The organism is Methylicorpusculum oleiharenae (assembly GCF_009828925.2).
Taxonomy (GTDB): Bacteria; Pseudomonadota; Gammaproteobacteria; order Methylococcales; family Methylomonadaceae; genus Methylicorpusculum; species Methylicorpusculum oleiharenae.
In genome coordinates this window covers 2,969,296-2,986,956 of record NZ_WUTY02000001.1, presented here as the reverse complement: position 1 = coordinate 2,986,956, position 17,661 = coordinate 2,969,296, and the positions used below count along the sequence as shown (strand labels likewise).

The following is a 17,661-nucleotide window of genomic DNA, read 5'->3' as shown; positions in this document are numbered from 1 at the left end:
CACAGGATAACCCCTCAATTAACAGTTTATTTCAACAGCATTACCGGTTAAGTAGGCGCTGAGTACCCTCCTACTCCGGAATACGCAGAAAATGTAAAGTTGCCGTGATTCCTCGGTCCCGATTTCAGTAACAGAAACTTTTATAACATTATTTCCATGTCATACCCTGTATCAACAGAACCTCGTTTTTACCGGTTCATCCCTATTCTGAGTTGGCTTAGAACGTATACCCGCAAAGACTTTGGGGATGACTTGTTCGCTGGAATAATCACTGCTATTTTGCTGGTACCTCAAGGTATAGCCTATGCGTTACTGGCTGGTCTGCCGCCGCAACTAGGGCTTTACGCCAGTGTTCTGCCGCCGATTTGTTATGCCATTCTTGGAACCAGCCGGACACTGTCGGTCGGCCCGGTTTCAATAGCTGCAATCATGATTGCCAACGCACTCAATTCTCCCGAGATAAAACTACTTGGAAACAGTGAAGAAAACGCGTTAGTTCTGTCAGCCATGGTCGGTGTCATATTGTTATTCATGTCCATCCTTCGCATGGGGAATCTGGTTAACTTTATCAGTCACCCAGTACTGACCGGCTTTACCAGCGGGGCTTCGATTTTGATCATTTTCAGCCAATTGCCTCCGCTGCTAGGATTGAAAGCGGTTGAATGTGGTATCGATGTTCAATGCTTCAGCAGCCTGTTTAACACGCCCAATACGATAACCATCATTATTGGCTTGACTGCGTTGACCATGCTCATTTCGTTTGGAAAACCTTTAACAGTATTGTTAAAAAAAGTGCGGGTACCCACCCAAATGATCATTGCGATCAGTAAATGCGGACCGCTTTTAACCATCATGCTTGCCACATTTATTATCACTAAATGGCATTTATTCGAACAGCACGTTGCCGTCGTGGGCGCTGTTCCATCCGGTTTTCCATCGCTGGGCCTGGGCTTTCTGTCGGTTGAACACTGGCGCCCTCTTTTGCCTTACGCTGCTTTTATTGCGCTGATTGCCTATGTCGAAAGTGTGGCTATTGCCAAAGTAACGGCTAATCTGCGTAATGAAAAAATTTCTGCAAATCAAGAGTTGATCGCACTGGGAGCAGCTAATCTAGTTACTTCACTTTCTGGAGGAATGGCAGTTGCCGGTGGCTTCAGTCGGACAATGGTGAATTATTCTGCCGGCGCAAGAACACAAATGGCGACATTAATTGCGGCGGGTCTTTTGGGTTTGGCTGTTGTTTATTTCAGCCCATTGTTTCATAACATACCCAAAACCGCTTTGGCCGCGATTATTCTGGTTGCAATTGTGCCCTTGGTAAAAATCAAGTCTATTATTCACACATGGCGCTATGACAGGGGTGACGGCATTGCCGAACTGGTTACGCTGATTGGCGTGTTAACGCTGGGTATAGAGGAAGGTATAACTTTAGGTATTATTCTCACGGTGGTTAGCCATTTACGAAAAACCAGCCATCCGCATATCGCTATTGTAGGCCGCATTCCTGATACTGAGCATTATCGGAATGTCAAACGGCACCAGGTTGAAACTTGGAATCACCTTCTGCTGCTGCGGGTAGATGAAAGCATCACATTTGCCAATGTTAATTTTATCGACGAATTCATTACTACTGAGTTACGTAAACAACCCGCCACTAAACAGGTTGTACTGATATTTACTTCAGTCAACGATATCGATGCAACAGCGCTCGAAGCCTTGGAAAATCTGAACCACGTCCTTCAAAATTCAAATATTATATTGAATCTTGCGGAGGCCAAAGGGCCTGTAATTGACAAGCTTGAAAAAACCGATTTCTTCAAACAGATTAAACCGGGAAAATTGTTTTTTAGAACGGAAGATGCTGTAAAGGAACTGGCTTGAATTAACGCGGATTGACTCGATATAGTTTTACGAAATAGCACATCTAAAAAGAACCGGAGGTGAGTTTTAACTCGGTCTTGTTTGACTAAAGATGATCATAACGAACCTTAGCCTGTTTTTTAAACGCCTCAATCATTGATTCACAAACCTGTGTAAATATTTGACTAAACGCAACAGCTAATAGTTTATTGGTAAATTCAAAATTAAATTCTACAGAAACCAGACAGCCATCAGATGCTAAAGGATGGAACTTCCAGAGTCCCGTCAAAGATTTAAAAGGACCGCTAACAAGATGCATACTTATCTGTTGCCCTTTTTCCATGCGGTTAAGCGTCGTAAAAGAAAATCCGACTCGACCTTTTGCAATTGCTATGGTTGCAATCAGTTTATTGTCTGACTTTTCATGGACTTCAGATCGACTGCATAAAGGAATAAAACTGGCATAAGCGCTGACATCATTAACAAGGTCGTACATCTGATCAGGCGAATATTTCAGTGTGACTTGCCGGCTAAAACGTGTCATGACGCATTAATCAAAAAGCCGCTAAGGATTTGTTTAATTTATCAATTTCCATTTTCGCAAGCTTTTGCTCGGTAACATCGTATTGAACACCCAAGAAGTAAATCAGCCGGCCTTCACCGTCAAATAAGGGTTTGATCGATAAGCGATTATAAAAAAGCTCGCCATTTTTACGAAAATTCTTCAACGTAACCTCAATGGGTGCTCTATTTTTTACTGCTTCTTTAATTTCAACAATTTCAGGTTGATCACGAAGAACGCCCTGAAGAAACCGGCAGTTTCTACCGATGATTTCCTCTTTTTTATATCCTGTGATTTTTTCAAAAACCTGATTGGCAAATACAATCGGGTTATCCTCGATGTCAGGGTCTGACAAAGTAACACCGTTGATACAACCATCCAAAATCTGAGTCAGAATTTGAGGAATTATGCCATCTTGTTTTTCTACTTGAAATTGCATCAATTTTCCTCCGTTTCTTAGTACAAACGCACTGGAGAGACCATGTTTTTGGCTGCAGCGCCAGCTGTCAATCGGCTTCCAGCAACGTTTTTAAATTTCTTACTGTTCTTTTGGCGCCATCCTGAACGGCAATACCAATAAGTTTTTCAAATGGCAGCATAAACAACTCGAGTTTAAGCAGCTCAAATGTAAAAATCAGCTCAGTCGATGTCTGAAGAGCCAATAAATCATAGCTGCATCGATAAGCATTAGAAACACCTTCAAATACCAGTTGCCGTTCCGGTTTAAACACGGTGACTTTAAATGTGGACTCACTTCTTTGACCTTGATCGACCCGGACTTGCCGCACAAAGCTGTTCAACTGTAGTGGCGGATCGCTTAAAAGCTCACATTCGCGCACCTCCGGGGACCACCTGGGGTAATTCTCAAAAAAATCAATACCGATAAACTTGAAAACATGGTTAATAGGTTTGTTGACAACAATGCTTGCTGTTCCAGTTGCGGCATGATTTGAACCTAATCCAAACATAAGTACCTCGCCTTACTAAAAAGTAATATCAGTAGAATCATCAGAAGGTGCTATTCAGTTATTTTCTTAAAAAGAAGCATCTTTGCAAGATTACCACGCCCTGTAAAGTTGCCAATCCGGCCATAACGATGGTTTGTCCTCGCAAATTATCTATTCGGCTGAATGCCTTAAAGCATCCCACTTTTTTAATCCATAACGTGTTAAATCTTCACTTGTTCGCTGATCTAAAAGCCCATCCCCCGACAATTTCAAAATTTTTTCAAAATAAGCATCAAATCCAATTCGATGACTGTCTTTTGGTTGAACCAGCTTTTGATAACAGAATTTTCGCCAACAATCCATCTCTGCAATGCTCAGCGTATCCGGGTAGTTTCTAGCTCTAAACCTGAACAACATTTCCTTTAATCGACTGTCTTTAAACGGAAAATGGGTAGAGCCCAGATCTTTGGGCTGTAAGCTATGAATTTTCTGCATCAACTGCTTATCATTAGGGCTATAAAACCCCCCGCTGTAGATCATCAGATCCGGATCGGTGGGAACGTTATCATTCGCATATTTTGCAAAAACCTGATTTAACTTACCGATCAAACTTTTAGACGATATGATGCGTTCCGCATTTTTTAGGCAGACACCTAGATCAATAGATAAGCGAGTTGCATCGCTGGGTCTTAGTGCCTTGATAGGGGCTAAAACAGGGCATTTGTTTAAGTGGATGGTCTTAAGCGGGATTCGTGCAACACCGGAAGCAAGCTGATCGTTTGCTACAAAAATTCGCTGCTTTATTTCTTCAGGAGTGAGTTCCAACAACGGTTCCGGGTCAACGGATAGATCATAAACCAGAATACCATTGGGATTTGCAGGGTGTTCACAGATCGGCAAAATAACCGCTGCACATTTTTTAGCTGCGGCATAGCGACCTGAGATATGTAATAACAGCTCGTTTGAACCGAGTTTGATTAAATTCGATGCGGCTTTTTTGGATCGGTTCTCAAAAAGAAACTGATACAATTTTGGTTGAGCCTGCCGGATCAATTTTGCCAAAGCAATCGTAGCGTAAACATCTGACAGCGCATCATGAGCGGCTTGATGCTGAATCCCGTTGGCCTGAGCCAGGACTTCTAATCGAAAGACCGGAGAACCAGCGTCATCAAGCGGCCACTCAATTCCTTCCGGCCGCAGTGCGTAGCATGATCGAACCACATCTATCAAATCCCAGCGGGAATTACCATTTTGCCATTCGCGCTGATAAGGATCATACAAATTCCGGTAAAGCGTATTTCTGGTAACCTCGTCATCAAACCGGATACTGTTGTAGCCTAATACACATGTGTTTGAAACAAGTAATCTTTCCAGTATCCGTGCAATAAATTCCGCCTCGTTAACACCATTTTCTAGGGCTATTTGGGGTGTTATCCCTGTAATTGCACAGGATTCAGGATCCGGAAGGTAATCATCTGAAGGCTTACAATAAATGACGAGCGGATCATCTACCGTATTAAAATCATAATCAGTTCTAACACCAGCAAACTGAACGGGCCGGTCCCATTGTGGGTCTATCCCAAAAGTTTCGTAGTCGTGCCAATATAAAGTAGGACCAGCCATTAAAGGGCTTGAATTATTTAATTGAAATCAGGGCTTTTAATACATCAGTTCTGCTGACAACACCTACTAATTCGCCTTGCTTATAAACTGGAAAACTTCTTAAAGGTGTTTCCCTGAATTTTTGGGCTAAATCCAAAACACTTGAATCTGCATCCACAGTAATCAGTTCCCGTGTCATAAATTCGCCCACTTTTCCTGATTGACCTTGGTTGTAGGCTGTTTCTAGGACTACCTTCATGCAATCCTTTTCAGAAAACATACCAACAAGCTTACCTTGATCATTTAATACAGGAGCACAGGTTATTTTATGGTCTAACAATTTGGTTATCGCCTCGATTACATCTGTGTCTTCTTTGACTGTGAACAAATGTTTAGCCATGTAATCGGATACGGTTATTTTTGCAAGCATAACAAACTCCTTCTATTTATAGTTCTATTTACACCAAAGTCATTCTGGTCAAAAATTTAACACTCAATTTTTAATTTTGAAAAAAAGCTTTTCTAGCCTACAGTCATTGAATCAGTTCTTCTTCGATAAATAACTGTTCTTCATAGCTGAGGCGGGTATAAAGCGAATAAGCATTCAATTTACGATCTCACTGAAAACTCAGCTCAACTCTATTGTTTACATCTTATGAATTTGAACTGTTTAATGCCACTTCAGCATCAAGCTGTTTTCTCTTATCACACTTTTCAACACAGACGCAATCGCCTTTGTTCGCGCCGCCACAAGAGCCTTTAATCGCTTTACGGCCAAATATTACACCTATAGCCATAAGACCAATAACAATTAACATGAAGGCAAAAGTCACTAAGAAATAAGTCATTGTTTTATCCTGTCAGGTATTAAATAAAAGTGCTTGTAATTATTCACTGTAGGTTTGGGTTAGGCGACAGCTGAAACCTAATAGATAGACTACATTGAATAGTTAAAAATTGTTTTCGTTAAGATGCACGTATTAAATTTAAATAAAAATAAACCATTGAAACAAGCGTCCTAACACAGCATGAGACCTAAAGTTATTAGCAATGATTCAATCTACTTATTATAAAAATTCTGAGTCAAAAAAAGCGGAATCAGTTTAAGGTTCTGATTCCGCTTTATCATAATTGATGTACTTAATAAATCTTTGCCTGCTGAATCAGCTTTGCAAAGTATTCCTTTTTAGCCACCAAAGTCATCAAGCATGATGTTTTCAGGCTCAACACCGTTTTCCAATAGCATGTTGATTACTGAAGAGTTCATGATAGGCGGTCCACACATGTAGTATTCACAATCTTCAGGCGCTGGATGCTTTTTGATGAAGTTTTCAAACAGCACATTGTGAATGAAGCCTTTGTAGCCTTCCCAGTTATCATCGGGCAATGGATCTGAAAGCGCAACATGCCATTCGAAATTTTCATTTTCTTTATCAAGCATGTCGAAATCTTCAACGTAGAACATTTCTCTTCGGCTACGCGCACCATACCAAAATGTCATTTTCCGTTTGGATTTCAATCTACGCAATTGATCGAAAATATGAGATCGCATTGGCGCCATACCGGCTCCACCACCAACAAAAACCATCTCCTTATCAGTGTCTTTGGCATAAAATTCACCATACGGTCCTGAAATAATACATTTGTCTCCTGGTTTGAGATTAAAAATGTAAGAAGACATGATGCCTGGCGGGACAGTATCAGGAGCACCCGGAGGTGGCGTCGCAATACGCACGTTAAGCATGATTTCCTTTTCTTCAGGGTAACTGGCCATTGAATAGGCCCGAAGTGCCGGTTCTTTTACACTAGAAACATAACGCCATAGATTGTATTTATCCCAATCCTCACGGTATTGATCCTGAACATCAAAGTTTTTGTATTCGGCGATATGTGGCGGACATTCAATTTGAATATAGCCGCCCGCTCGGTAGTTGATCGCTTCGCCTTCCGGTAATTCCAAAACCAGCTCTTTAATGAAAGTTGCAACGTTATTGTTGGATTTAACGGTACATTCCCATTTTTTGACACCAAATACACTGTCTTCCACTTCAATTTTCATGTTGTGTTTGACAGTAACCTGGCAGGCTAATCTTTCACCTTCAGCAGCTTCCCGTTTGGTAATATGCGAGCGCTCGGTAGGAAGAATTTCTCCGCCGCCTTCAAATACCTTAACTTTACACTGAGCGCAGGTACCACCTCCGCCACAAGCGGACGACACAAATAATTTGTTCTCTGCCAAGGCGCTCAGTAATTTTGAACCTATGGGTACGTGAATTTTTTTCTCATCATTAATGAGAATTTCAACATCCCCTTCGGCTACCAGTTTACTTTTTGCGCCAAGGATAACAAACACCAGCGCTATCACGATTCCCGTGAAAATAATAATCCCTAATGCAATTTCCAGCATTACGATACCTTCTTAAAGTTGGATTCCAGAAAAAGCCATGAAGCCAAGCGACATCAGACCCGCAGTAATAAAGGTGATACCAAGACCTTGCAGTCCTCTTGGTATATCGCTGTATTTCAGTTTTTCACGGGTACCTGCCATAACCGTAATAGCAAGCGCCCAACCAAAACCGCTACCAATACCGTAAGTAACACTTTCTCCAAAGTTATAGTCACGTTCAATCATGAATAAACTGCCTGCCAAAATAGCGCAATTCACCGTGATCAAAGGCAAGAAAATGCCCAGCGCATGATAGAGAGCCGGAAAAAACTTATCTAAAATCATTTCCAGAATCTGTACCAGCGCAGCAATCATGCCTATACAGCTTAACAGCGCCAAAAAGCTCAAATCAACGCCGGTAATACCTAACCACGACAACGCGTCTTCTTTCAAGAGGCTATGATAGACAAAGTTATTGGCAGGGACAGTAATGGTCTGAACGATCATTACTGCTGTTCCTAAGCCGATAGCTGTGGACACTTTTTTGGATACTGCAATAAAAGTACACATACCCAAGAAAAATGATAATGCCAGGTTTTCTATGAATACGGCTTTGATAAATAGGCTTATATAAGCTTCCATTAGTGATGCCCTCCCTCACCGTGCGCTATAGACAGTATTGCAAAATCCGGCTTTTCAGATTGTTCAGGTTTGTACTGACGAATTGCCCAGATGATCAGACCGATGATAAAAAAAGCGCTAGGCGGCAATAACATCAGGCCATTAGGGTCATACCAGCCACCATCTTTAGTTAACTTCAATATTTCAATTCCGAGTAATTTTCCTGATCCCAATAATTCTCTGAAAAAAGCGACAATTACCAGAATCAGACTGTAGCCCAGACCATTACCTATGCCATCAAAGAAACTCTCCAACGGAGGGTTTTTCATCGCATAAGCTTCAGCTCTTCCCATTACAATACAGTTGGTAATGATCAAGCCAACAAATACTGACAATTGTTTACTCACATCGTAAGCAAATGCTTTCAGGATTTGATCGACGACGATAACCAATGAAGCAATAATCGTCATTTGTACGATAATTCGAATACTGCCAGGAATATGGTTTCGGATCGCACTTATAGCTGCACTTGAACAGGCTGTGACCGATGTTAAAGCAACAGCCATAATCAATGACGTTGACATCTGAGAGGTGACCGCCAATGCTGAACAAATTCCAAGTACTTGAAGCGTAATTGGGTTATCGTTAATCAGCGGGCTTGTTAATACTTTCTTTGTTTCAGTTGTTAATATAGCACTCATAATATTCGCCCTACCCTTTAGCTTTTACTTTATCAAGGTACAACGCGAAGCCTTCTTTGCTCATCCAATATTTGATGAGATTTGAAACGCCTCTACTCGTTAATGTAGCACCTGCCAATCCATCCACCTGATATTCCGATCCAGGCTTTGCGTTATCAACTACACCTTTAACCAACGCCAAGGCGGGTTCATTGGCTTCGTTATAGACTTTCTTTCCCTTCCATAAGGCGCGCCAGTTAGGGTTAACTACTTCCCCGCCTAATCCCGGTGTTTCAGCCTGATCGTAAAAGTTGATACTTTGCACTGTCTGACCGTCTGCTTCCAAAGCAAGGAAGCCATAAAGGGTTGACCACAAACCATAACCATTGACAGGCAAGATAATGGACTGAATGTCATCACCTTTCTTTACCAGATAAACTTTGGCAATTTTGGCTTTAAAACGAATACTTGCAATATCGTCCTTAGTCGGTATAGCGACACTCAACGCAGGATCCTTTGCCGCTTTGCGCTGATCATAGTTAGCTACATCCATGTTTTCGACATAATCGCCCGTTTCCAGATCAACCAGCTTTGCTTCGATCTGCTCATCAAAAGCCTGATTGATATCAACACCTTCTTCCAGCAAACCGGCTACATCCAGAATGTTTTTCTTCATATCCAGCATTTTATTGTCAATTTGCAACGGTCTTAATGCGACAGTCGCCAACGACACTAAAATAGCACATACAAAACAGACTGATAAAGCAACAGCCAGCGTTTTTTCAAGACTATCATTGTTTAAAGCCAGCACTTTATCGGCATAAGCTCTAAATCGTTCGTACTGAGTTATTTTGTTTTCGTTAGGCATGGCGCTTTACCCTTCTTCTGATGTTTGCCTGAATGACGAAGTAATCGATGAGAGGAGCAAACATGTTGGAAAATAGTATTGCTAACATGATTCCTTCAGGAAAAGCAGGATTAACAACTCTGATTAAAACAGTCATCACCCCAATTAAGCCGCCAAACAGCCATCGACCGGTATCCGTCATAGCCGCACTGACCGGGTCAGTAGCCATATAAACCATACCAAAAGCAAAACCGCCGACAACCAAATGCCAATACCATGGCATAGCAAACATCGGATTGGTTTCACTGCCAATAAAGTTAAATACTGACGACATCAGAACCATGCCGATAAAGACACCGGCCATAATTCGGTAAGAAGCCACACGGGTGTACAGTAAAAATGCTGCACCTATAAAAATGGCTACAGTAGAGGTTTCACCTAAACAGCCAGGAATAAATCCGAAGAATGATTGAAACCATCCGAAACCGGCCTCATGTACTGCATCGAGACCTCCTGTTGCAGCCAAACCAAGAGGAGTTGCTTTGGTAAAACCATCGACGGCCACCCAAACGGAATCGCCTGAAATGGAAGCCGGGTAAGCAAAGTAAAGAAATGCGCGTCCTGTCAGCGCAGGGTTCAGGAAGTTTTTTCCCGTTCCGCCAAACACTTCCTTTCCTATGACGATACCGAACGATATACCCAGTGCCACCTGCCATAATGGCATGTCAGGTGGCATGATCAGAGTATAAAGCATGGACGAGACCAAAAAGCCTTCGTTGACTTCATGCCCGCGTACCGTTGCAAATAAAACTTCCCACACACCGCCCACTGCCAAAGTCACGATGTATATAGGTAGAAAATACAAAGCGCCGTGGACAAAACAGGATATCGGGTTCATTGGACTGTATCCGAAAATCATCATCGGAATACTGCGCCAATTGTCGACTTTCTCTAAGCCCATGGCTTCGATTGCCAAATTTGCCTGATAGCCGGTATTGTAAAAGGCCATCATGATGCAGAAAAAAGTCGCAATCACTACGAAAGTCATGGTTCTTTTCAGATCGATACCATCACGTACATGAGTTGAGCCGCGTGTTACATCAGCCGGTGTGTAGATAAAAGTATCGACCATCTCGTAAAGGCCATAATACTTTTCCAACTTTCCGCCTTTTGTAAAATGCGGCTCTATGCTATCTAATAAATCTCTAGCCGACATTAATTACCCTTCCTTCTCGATTTTAGTTAAATTTTCTCTTAACACGGGACCGAAGTCGTGTTTGCCCGGATCTGCAAATGTTATGAGGGAAAGATCTTCTTCATTAAGCTCCAAACAGCCCAATAATTGAGCTTGGTCGGAATCACCCACCACTAATGATTTCAGTAAAGGCGTAGGTAAAATATCCATCGGCATCAAGGTTTCATAAACGCCAACAGGAACGATCGCCCGATTACTGCCGTTTTTATCTGTCGTCAGAGGAAATTTACGGCCCAGCTTACGATCTTTACTGGACGTATAAACATTTAGTGCAGAATATTTATCTTTGCCCGGAACGATCCAGCCAAACAACTCTCGCTGACGCCCTTCTTTCAAAGCTGAAACCTGATTGCTGTAATAACCTAAATAATCAGCCCAGTCAGCGCCTTTGTGGCCATACAAAACAGAGCCTGATATGACCCGGTTATCCAAATCTTCCAATTCACCGGCAACCAATTCACTGAGATTCGCTCCTATTCTTGTCTTAAGCAATCTCGGTCTTTTGACGGTAGGTCCGGCCAAGGACACGACTTTTTCTACATTCAAATGCCCGGTAATAAACAACGAACCAATAGCCATTACGGCCTGATAATCCAGATACCAGACAAATTTTTGTATGTTAACCGGATCAATCAAGTGGATATGGGTACCTGGTAGACCGGCCGGGTGTGGGCCTGAAAACTCAGCGACCTGCACCGATCCCGACACAGGAATATCGGCACCTTTTGCTTTACAAACAAAAGTCTTACCTTCTGTTAATTTAGAGATGACTTTTAAGCCGTTCGTGAAATCATTGGCTCTAGGCTGAATGACTATGGAAGGGTCAGCAGCCAAGGGACGCGTGTCTATCGCAGTGACAAAAATTGAATGCGGCGTACTGTCAATCACTGGAATTTTGTCATACGGACGGGCACGCAAAGAAGCCCACAAGCCGGAAAGAATCAAGTTTTCTTTGACTTGATCCACAGTAAGACTGTCTAAATCAGACTCCGGATACTTATTGAACGTTACTTCTTCGTTACCTTTAAGTTCTATAACGACCGACTGCAAAACTCTTTTGGCTCCGCGATTAACAGCCTTAATTACCCCTGCACCCGGAGCCGTGTAATTAACACCCGGATTTTTTTTGTCCGAAAAGATGATTTGACCTAACTTAACCTGATCGCCCTCACTCACCATCATGGTAGGCTTCATCCCCACAAAATCGGCACCCAGAACCGCAACGGAACTGACCTGATTACCATCCTCAATTTTCTGTTCGGGTCCTCCGGTAATAGGAAGATCCAAACCTTTTTTAATAGTAAATTGCATAGTGAATAAGCCTACTCTCCAAACAAGTTGCGGCGTAAAATCCTCAATGTTTATACAAATAATACACGAGGCACAATAAGACGAAATACAAGGCATTAGATCATAATTCGATTAATTCCTCAATATCGGTCGGTCATCGATCCCAACATTTCCTTTAAAAAACAATCATTTCCAATTAAGAAATAAACTATCAATCAAATTTTGCATACTTTGTGTTTCCACGGCAGCATCCCCCTCACCGACCAAGCTTAGCGCATAAAAACTTAAACACAGAAAATCAAGTTATGACTCGCTTTCAACCAGCAATTGATCCACCCGCTGGAAACCTCTAGGCAAAACATACCCTCTGTTAGCCCGAGCCCCCGAGTAATGATCAATATCCATTGCTTTTAAAGTGACATGGCGCTTACCTGAAACCACCCGAATGGATGCCATGGTGGGAATAACCACCATAGAGACAACATGATCCTTACCTGAAACAAAGTCTGCCGGAGGAATATGTATCAGTTTATTGCCTTTTCCTTTGGCCAATGCGGGCAGTTCACTGACCGGAAAAATCAACAAACGGCCTTGCAAGGTCGCAACAGCCAATAAATCTGATTCTTTCATGATAGGTGACGGCTGAAGCACTTTTGCCTTTTCGGACATCATAATCACAGCTTTACCGGCTCTATTTTTACCTGCCAAATCTTTAACCTGGATTTTAAATCCGTAACCCGTGTCGCAACCGAAAACATACCAATCTTCCGCATTGCCGGTGATAAGGTGGGTAAATATGGCGCCGGAAGGTGGATTAAAGCGCCCCGTCAGAGGCTCTCCCTGACTGCGGGCTGAGGGAAGGTCATGCGTTGACGTACTGTAAATTCTTCCTGTGGAATCGAGCACAAAAACCGGCTGTGTCGTCCTGGTTTTAACCGCCTGAAGAAACCCGTCACCGGCCCTGTAACTAAGCGTTTCAACATCGAAATCATGCCCTTTTGCCGCGCGTATCCAACCTTTCTGCGAAAGAATCACTGTAACAGGCTCGTTAGGAATCAGAGCCGCGGTATCCAAAGGTTTTGCTACATTTCTTGCCACAATAGGTGAGCGTCGTGCATCCCCATATTTTTCAGTATCCGCCTCAAGTTCTTTCTTGATTAACCGATTAAGCAAGGCAGAAGAACCTAACGTTTTTTCCAGGGCTTGCCGTTCTTTTTCAAGATCAGCCTGCTCACCCCGAATTTTCATTTCTTCCAATTTGGCCAAATGTCTTAATTTCAGCTCCAATATAGCTTCAGCCTGCAAATCAGTGAGCCCGAAACGCTCCATCAACACCGGCTTTGGTTTGTCTTCGTTACGTATGATGGCAATGACTTCATCAATATTCAGGTAAGCAATTAATAAACCATCAAGAATATGCAACCGCGCCAGAACTTTATCAAGGCGATATTGTAATCGGCGCCTGACAGTCTCTGTCCGGAAAACCAGCCATTCCGACAAAATCTTCCGCAAATTTTTAACCTGCGGCTTGCCGTCCAGACCGATCATGTTCATATTGACCCGGTAGTTTTTTTCCAGGTCGGTCGTAGCAAACAAATGCGACATCAAGGCATCGACATCAATTCGTTTTAATTTTGGAATGACAACAAGCCGGGTTGGATTTTCATGATCAGACTCATCTCTCAAATCATCTATCATGGGTAGTTTCTTTGCATTCATTTGCGCAGCAATCTGTTCCATCAGTTTAGAGCCGGATACTTGATAAGGCAGCGCCGTTATAACGATATTATTCTCTTCTACTTCATATTTCGCCCGCATTTTGATTGAGCCGTTACCCATTGCATACATCGCCTGAATTTCTTCATGAGGTGTGATTATTTCTGCTTCGGTGGGGTAATCAGGCCCTTTGACATGGGCAAGCAAATCCTCAAGCGAAGTTTCAGGCGCCTCTAACAATAAGATGCAAGCTGCGGCAATCTCTCTCAAATTATGCGGGGGAATATCGGTAGCCATGCCAACAGCAATCCCTGTTGTGCCATTCAACAGCACATTAGGCAATCGGGCAGGCAAAACAACCGGCTCTTTAAGCGAGCCATCAAAATTATCTACCCAGTTGACCGTCCCTTGGCCCAATTCACTCAATAAAGATTGAGCATAGGCCGTTAACCGGGATTCGGTATAGCGCATCGCTGCAAACGACTTGGGATCATCGGGCGAACCCCAGTTACCCTGCCCATCGATGAGCGGATACCGGTAGGAAAAGTTCTGAGCCATCAAGACCATGGCTTCATAGCAGGCAGAATCGCCGTGGGGATGAAATTTACCCAACACATCACCGACAGTACGCGCTGATTTTTTGTATTTTGCCGCGGCATTAAGGCCCAGTTCCGACATGGCGTAAACGATACGCCGCTGAACCGGTTTCAATCCATCACCGATATTAGGCAGTGCCCTGTCCAAAATAACATACATGGAATAATCCAGATACGCCTTCTCAGTAAATTCCTTTAAGGGGAGCTGTTCAAAATTTTCCTGAATACCCATGAATTAAAGTGAGTCCTTTGGTAAATCGACGTGGAGTGATTGGGTTTTTTCCATTACTTCGCGGCGCAGTTGTTTACGCATTTTTGCCGCCTCGAACAATTTAACTTCCAAATCGGACTCTAAAATCAGCTGAGGCACTTCAACCGGGCGTCCTTCTTCATCAACCGCCACCATGGTAAAGTGCGAAGAATTGGTATGCCGCTTGACATTGGTTCGGAGATTTTCCGCTACAACCTTGATTCCGATTTCCATGGATGAGCGCCCGACATAATTCACATGCGCGAATAAAGTCAGCAATTCACCGACATGAATTTTCTCTTTAAAGAACACCTGGTCCAATGACGCGGTCACAACATAATTCTTGCTGTAACGAGCCGCACAGGCATAGGCCACCTGATCGAGTAACTTAAGCAATGATCCGCCATGCACAACACCGGAAAAGTTCGCCATATCAGGCGTCATGAGCACACTCATGGTCAGCGTTTTTTCTTGTTTTTCGGACGCCGAATCCGGAAGAATTGAAATCATAGCTATGATAGTGAGATGAAAACGCGATTATAGCCTCACCCTTATAAAGGGGTAAACCAAATGCATGTTCCCAGCAATTTCGAGATTGAACTTTCAATGTGGCTTTGAGGGTAGGCGTAAGCCTTGCGAGGAACGACACAGGCCCATCCGAGGGAGCTTGACGGCATATTCCTATTTTTATACATGAACTTAACGTGCCAATATGCTGTTCGAAATACTGTAATAAATGCCAGACATAATTCTTCAGGACATTCAAACTTGAAAGTTAACGTGACACGTGTTTGTCAGATTGTTTTAAAATATAACAACCCGTCAGCTAAACACAGAGATAGAGCCCCATGAACCTTGTCACGGATAACACAAGCGATCAATCACACCCTTCTGATAAAACGCCTCTCATCGATTTAAATGCCCCCGAATGGTATCTCAACAGAGAGCTGACCTGGCTGGAATTCAATAAACGGGTACTTCATGAGGCAGAAGACCCTCGAACACCGCTGTTGGAACGCGTCAAATTCATCGCCATCGTAAGCTCCAATTTAGACGAATTTTTTATGAAGCGGATTGGCGGACTTAAACAGCAAGTCGGCGCCGGTCTCAGTGAATTAAGTGTTGATGGCCGCACACCGCAGCAGCAAATAATTGAATGTTACGAGGTAGTTCGAGAACTGGAGACTAAAAAACAAGGTCTTTACAACCAAATCCTAAATGATCTGCTCAAGGAAGGCATTACCATAGAAGAATATAAAAACCTGTCCGAAGACGATCAGCAGGCGATGCGCAAGTTTTACATCACCAATATTTTCCCACTGGTAACACCCCAGGCAATTGATCCGGCTCATCCATTCCCCTTCATATCCAACCTGTCGCTTAACTTACTGGCAGGCGTCTACGCCGTCGAACTTGAAGACATGACACTGGTGCGCATCAAAGTACCTGTCGGCATTAAAATACCGCGTTTTATTCAGGTCAATGCTGACCGGCATTTGTTTGTTGCATTGGGCGATTTAATTGCCAACAACCTGGACTTACTCTTTCCCGGCATGAAAATCGCGTTCTGCGAACTCTTTCGTGTGACTCGAAACGCGGTGACTGAAAAAGATGAAGAGCAGGCCGATGATTTATTACAAATGATCGAGTCAGAACTGCGTGAACGAAAATTTGCACCGGTAGTCCGCCTGGAAATTGCCGCAACAATGGGAACACTGCAAAGCGGCATGCTCGCCGCCGAACTGGGTCTTAATGAAAAACAGGATGTATTCGTTGTAGATGGACGTATGGGACTGTCAGACCTGTTTCAGATTGCCGGGATTCCAAGACCCGATCTGCAAGACCCGCCACATCATCCTTGCGACCATGCAAAACTGATCAATGCCACGAATATTTTCCATGCGATTCGCGAACAAGGCACCATTTTACTGCATCATCCGTACGAATCTTTTGTGACTACCGTGGAACGGTTCGTCAAAGAAGCCAGCCGAGACCCCAATGTTCAAGCGATAAAAATGACGCTCTATCGCACATCGGCAGGGACAAAAATTGTGCAATACCTGATGGATGCAGCCTTAAACGGCAAGCAGGTAACCGTCGTTATTGAACTCAAGGCCCGCTTTGATGAGCAAGCCAACATTCGCTGGGCGCATCGCATGGAACAAGTCGGCATTCATGTCACCTATGGCGTCGTTGGGCTCAAAACCCACAGCAAAGTCATTTATGTCGTCCGGCAGGATTACAACGGGTTACGCCGCTATGCGCATATCGGCACCGGAAATTATCATGCAGGCACCGCACGGCTATACACAGATCTCGGCATTTTGACCTGTGATAAAAACATTGGTGAGGAATTGACTGAATTATTTAACTTCTTAACGACCGGACTGGTTGTCAAGCGTAACTATCAACATTTACTGCCAGCACCCAAGGTGCTCAAATCGAGTCTTCTCGCAAAAATAGAACGGGAAATCAAAAAACATTCTGATAAAAAGCCCGGCCTTATTCAATTTAAAATGAATGCACTGGAGGACGTGGATATTACTGCTGCACTTTACCGGGCCTCGCAAGCAGGCGTTAAAATTGATTTGATTGTCAGGGATACCTGCCGGTTACGCCCCAACATTTCGGGCATGTCGGAAACCGTTCAGGTACTGAGCGTAGTCGGACGATTCCTCGAACACTCGCGCATTTTTTATTTCCAAAACGGCGGCGATGAAGAATATTTTATCGGCTCAGCTGACTGTATGAAACGAAACCTCGAAAGCCGGGTTGAAGTTGTCGCGCCGGTCAACAAACCGGAATTACAGGCACAATTACGCCAAATTCTGAACGTTCAACTCAGCAATCAACGCAGCGTGTGGGAAATGCAATCGGATGGAACCTATGTGCAGCGGCAACCTACCGATAATGAAAGTGAACCCGGCGTCCAAATAAGACTGATCGAACTGACCAATAAACGCCTGAAAGAAGCGCAACCGGGTAAAAAGCAAAAAAAATTAAAACCGTTTAATCCTCATGCCTGAAATCAAAATAAAAGCATGTTTCG

16 protein-coding genes are annotated in these 17,661 nt (G+C 43.3%); 2 read left to right on the top strand and 14 right to left on the bottom strand.

All coding sequences use genetic code 11. From position 1 onward, the window contains the following. The first annotated feature begins 156 nt into the window (after nucleotides 1-156). Nucleotides 157-1,881 carry a SulP family inorganic anion transporter gene (locus GO003_RS13460; RefSeq protein WP_159654655.1) on the top strand — a complete coding sequence of 575 codons (1,725 nt, stop codon included), beginning with the start codon at nucleotides 157-159 and terminating at the stop codon, nucleotides 1,879-1,881. A gap of 85 nt (nucleotides 1,882-1,966) precedes the next feature. On the opposite strand, the gene GO003_RS13455 is transcribed toward GO003_RS13460, so the two are convergent. The 14 genes from GO003_RS13455 to GO003_RS13390 all read right to left on the bottom strand — a co-directional run bounded on the left by GO003_RS13455 (nucleotide 1,967) and on the right by GO003_RS13390 (nucleotide 15,122). Continuing rightward, nucleotides 1,967-2,404, bottom strand: a complete 438-nt coding sequence (locus GO003_RS13455) for a type II toxin-antitoxin system RatA family toxin (protein ID WP_159654657.1) — start codon at nucleotides 2,402-2,404, stop codon at nucleotides 1,967-1,969. Nucleotides 2,405-2,414: 10 nt separating this feature from the next. Beyond that, nucleotides 2,415-2,861 (bottom strand): PAS domain-containing protein, encoded by a 447-nt coding sequence (locus tag GO003_RS13450; RefSeq protein WP_159654659.1) that lies wholly within the window; start codon nucleotides 2,859-2,861, stop codon nucleotides 2,415-2,417. Between the two features lie 67 nt (nucleotides 2,862-2,928). Then, a complete protein-coding gene (locus GO003_RS13445) occupies nucleotides 2,929-3,390 on the bottom strand; it encodes an SRPBCC family protein (RefSeq protein ID WP_159654661.1) in 462 nt (153 codons plus the stop codon). Nucleotides 3,391-3,540: 150 nt separating this feature from the next. Beyond that, nucleotides 3,541-4,992 (bottom strand): exodeoxyribonuclease I, encoded by a 1,452-nt coding sequence (gene sbcB / locus GO003_RS13440; protein ID WP_159654663.1) that lies wholly within the window; start codon nucleotides 4,990-4,992, stop codon nucleotides 3,541-3,543. 13 nt (nucleotides 4,993-5,005) lie between these two features. Then, entirely contained in the window at nucleotides 5,006-5,401 is a 396-nt protein-coding gene (locus GO003_RS13435) for a CBS domain-containing protein (RefSeq protein ID WP_159654665.1), read from the bottom strand. 223 nt (nucleotides 5,402-5,624) lie between these two features. Next, complete coding sequence (gene nqrM / locus GO003_RS13430) at nucleotides 5,625-5,819, bottom strand: (Na+)-NQR maturation NqrM (RefSeq protein WP_159654667.1); 195 nt, start codon at nucleotides 5,817-5,819, stop codon at nucleotides 5,625-5,627. Nucleotides 5,820-6,157: 338 nt separating this feature from the next. After that, a complete protein-coding gene (gene nqrF, locus GO003_RS13425; RefSeq protein WP_159654669.1) occupies nucleotides 6,158-7,378 on the bottom strand; it encodes an NADH:ubiquinone reductase (Na(+)-transporting) subunit F in 1,221 nt (406 codons plus the stop codon). A 12-nt stretch (nucleotides 7,379-7,390) separates the two neighbouring features. Continuing rightward, on the bottom strand, nucleotides 7,391-7,999 hold the full coding sequence (gene nqrE / locus GO003_RS13420) for an NADH:ubiquinone reductase (Na(+)-transporting) subunit E (RefSeq protein ID WP_159654671.1): 609 nt from the start codon (nucleotides 7,997-7,999) through the stop codon (nucleotides 7,391-7,393). Further along, nucleotides 7,999-8,679: an NADH:ubiquinone reductase (Na(+)-transporting) subunit D gene (locus tag GO003_RS13415; RefSeq protein ID WP_159654673.1), complete on the bottom strand. Its 681-nt coding sequence runs from the start codon at nucleotides 8,677-8,679 to the stop codon at nucleotides 7,999-8,001. Before GO003_RS13415 ends, nqrE begins: the two co-directional genes overlap by 1 nt. 10 nt (nucleotides 8,680-8,689) lie before the next feature. After that, nucleotides 8,690-9,526 (bottom strand): Na(+)-translocating NADH-quinone reductase subunit C, encoded by an 837-nt coding sequence (locus GO003_RS13410; RefSeq protein ID WP_159654675.1) that lies wholly within the window; start codon nucleotides 9,524-9,526, stop codon nucleotides 8,690-8,692. Then, entirely contained in the window at nucleotides 9,519-10,721 is a 1,203-nt protein-coding gene (locus tag GO003_RS13405) for an NADH:ubiquinone reductase (Na(+)-transporting) subunit B (protein WP_159654677.1), read from the bottom strand. The genes GO003_RS13410 and GO003_RS13405 overlap by 8 nt, the downstream gene beginning before the upstream one ends. Before the next feature lie 3 nt (nucleotides 10,722-10,724). Then, nucleotides 10,725-12,071, bottom strand: coding sequence for a Na(+)-translocating NADH-quinone reductase subunit A (locus tag GO003_RS13400; protein WP_159654679.1), 1,347 nt, complete (start codon nucleotides 12,069-12,071; stop codon nucleotides 10,725-10,727). A 282-nt stretch (nucleotides 12,072-12,353) separates the two neighbouring features. Beyond that, nucleotides 12,354-14,594, bottom strand: a complete 2,241-nt coding sequence (parC, locus tag GO003_RS13395) for a DNA topoisomerase IV subunit A (RefSeq protein WP_159654681.1) — start codon at nucleotides 14,592-14,594, stop codon at nucleotides 12,354-12,356. Between the two features lie 3 nt (nucleotides 14,595-14,597). Further along, the gene (locus GO003_RS13390; protein WP_159654683.1) at nucleotides 14,598-15,122 is read right to left on the bottom strand and encodes an acyl-CoA thioesterase; all 525 of its coding nucleotides are present in this window, start codon (nucleotides 15,120-15,122) and stop codon (nucleotides 14,598-14,600) included. Nucleotides 15,123-15,460: 338 nt separating this feature from the next. Here GO003_RS13390 and ppk1 point away from each other — a divergent pair, with 338 nt between their 5' ends. Then, on the top strand, nucleotides 15,461-17,638 hold the full coding sequence (ppk1, locus tag GO003_RS13385) for a polyphosphate kinase 1 (RefSeq protein ID WP_159654685.1): 2,178 nt from the start codon (nucleotides 15,461-15,463) through the stop codon (nucleotides 17,636-17,638). The last annotated feature ends 23 nt before the right edge of the window (nucleotides 17,639-17,661 follow it).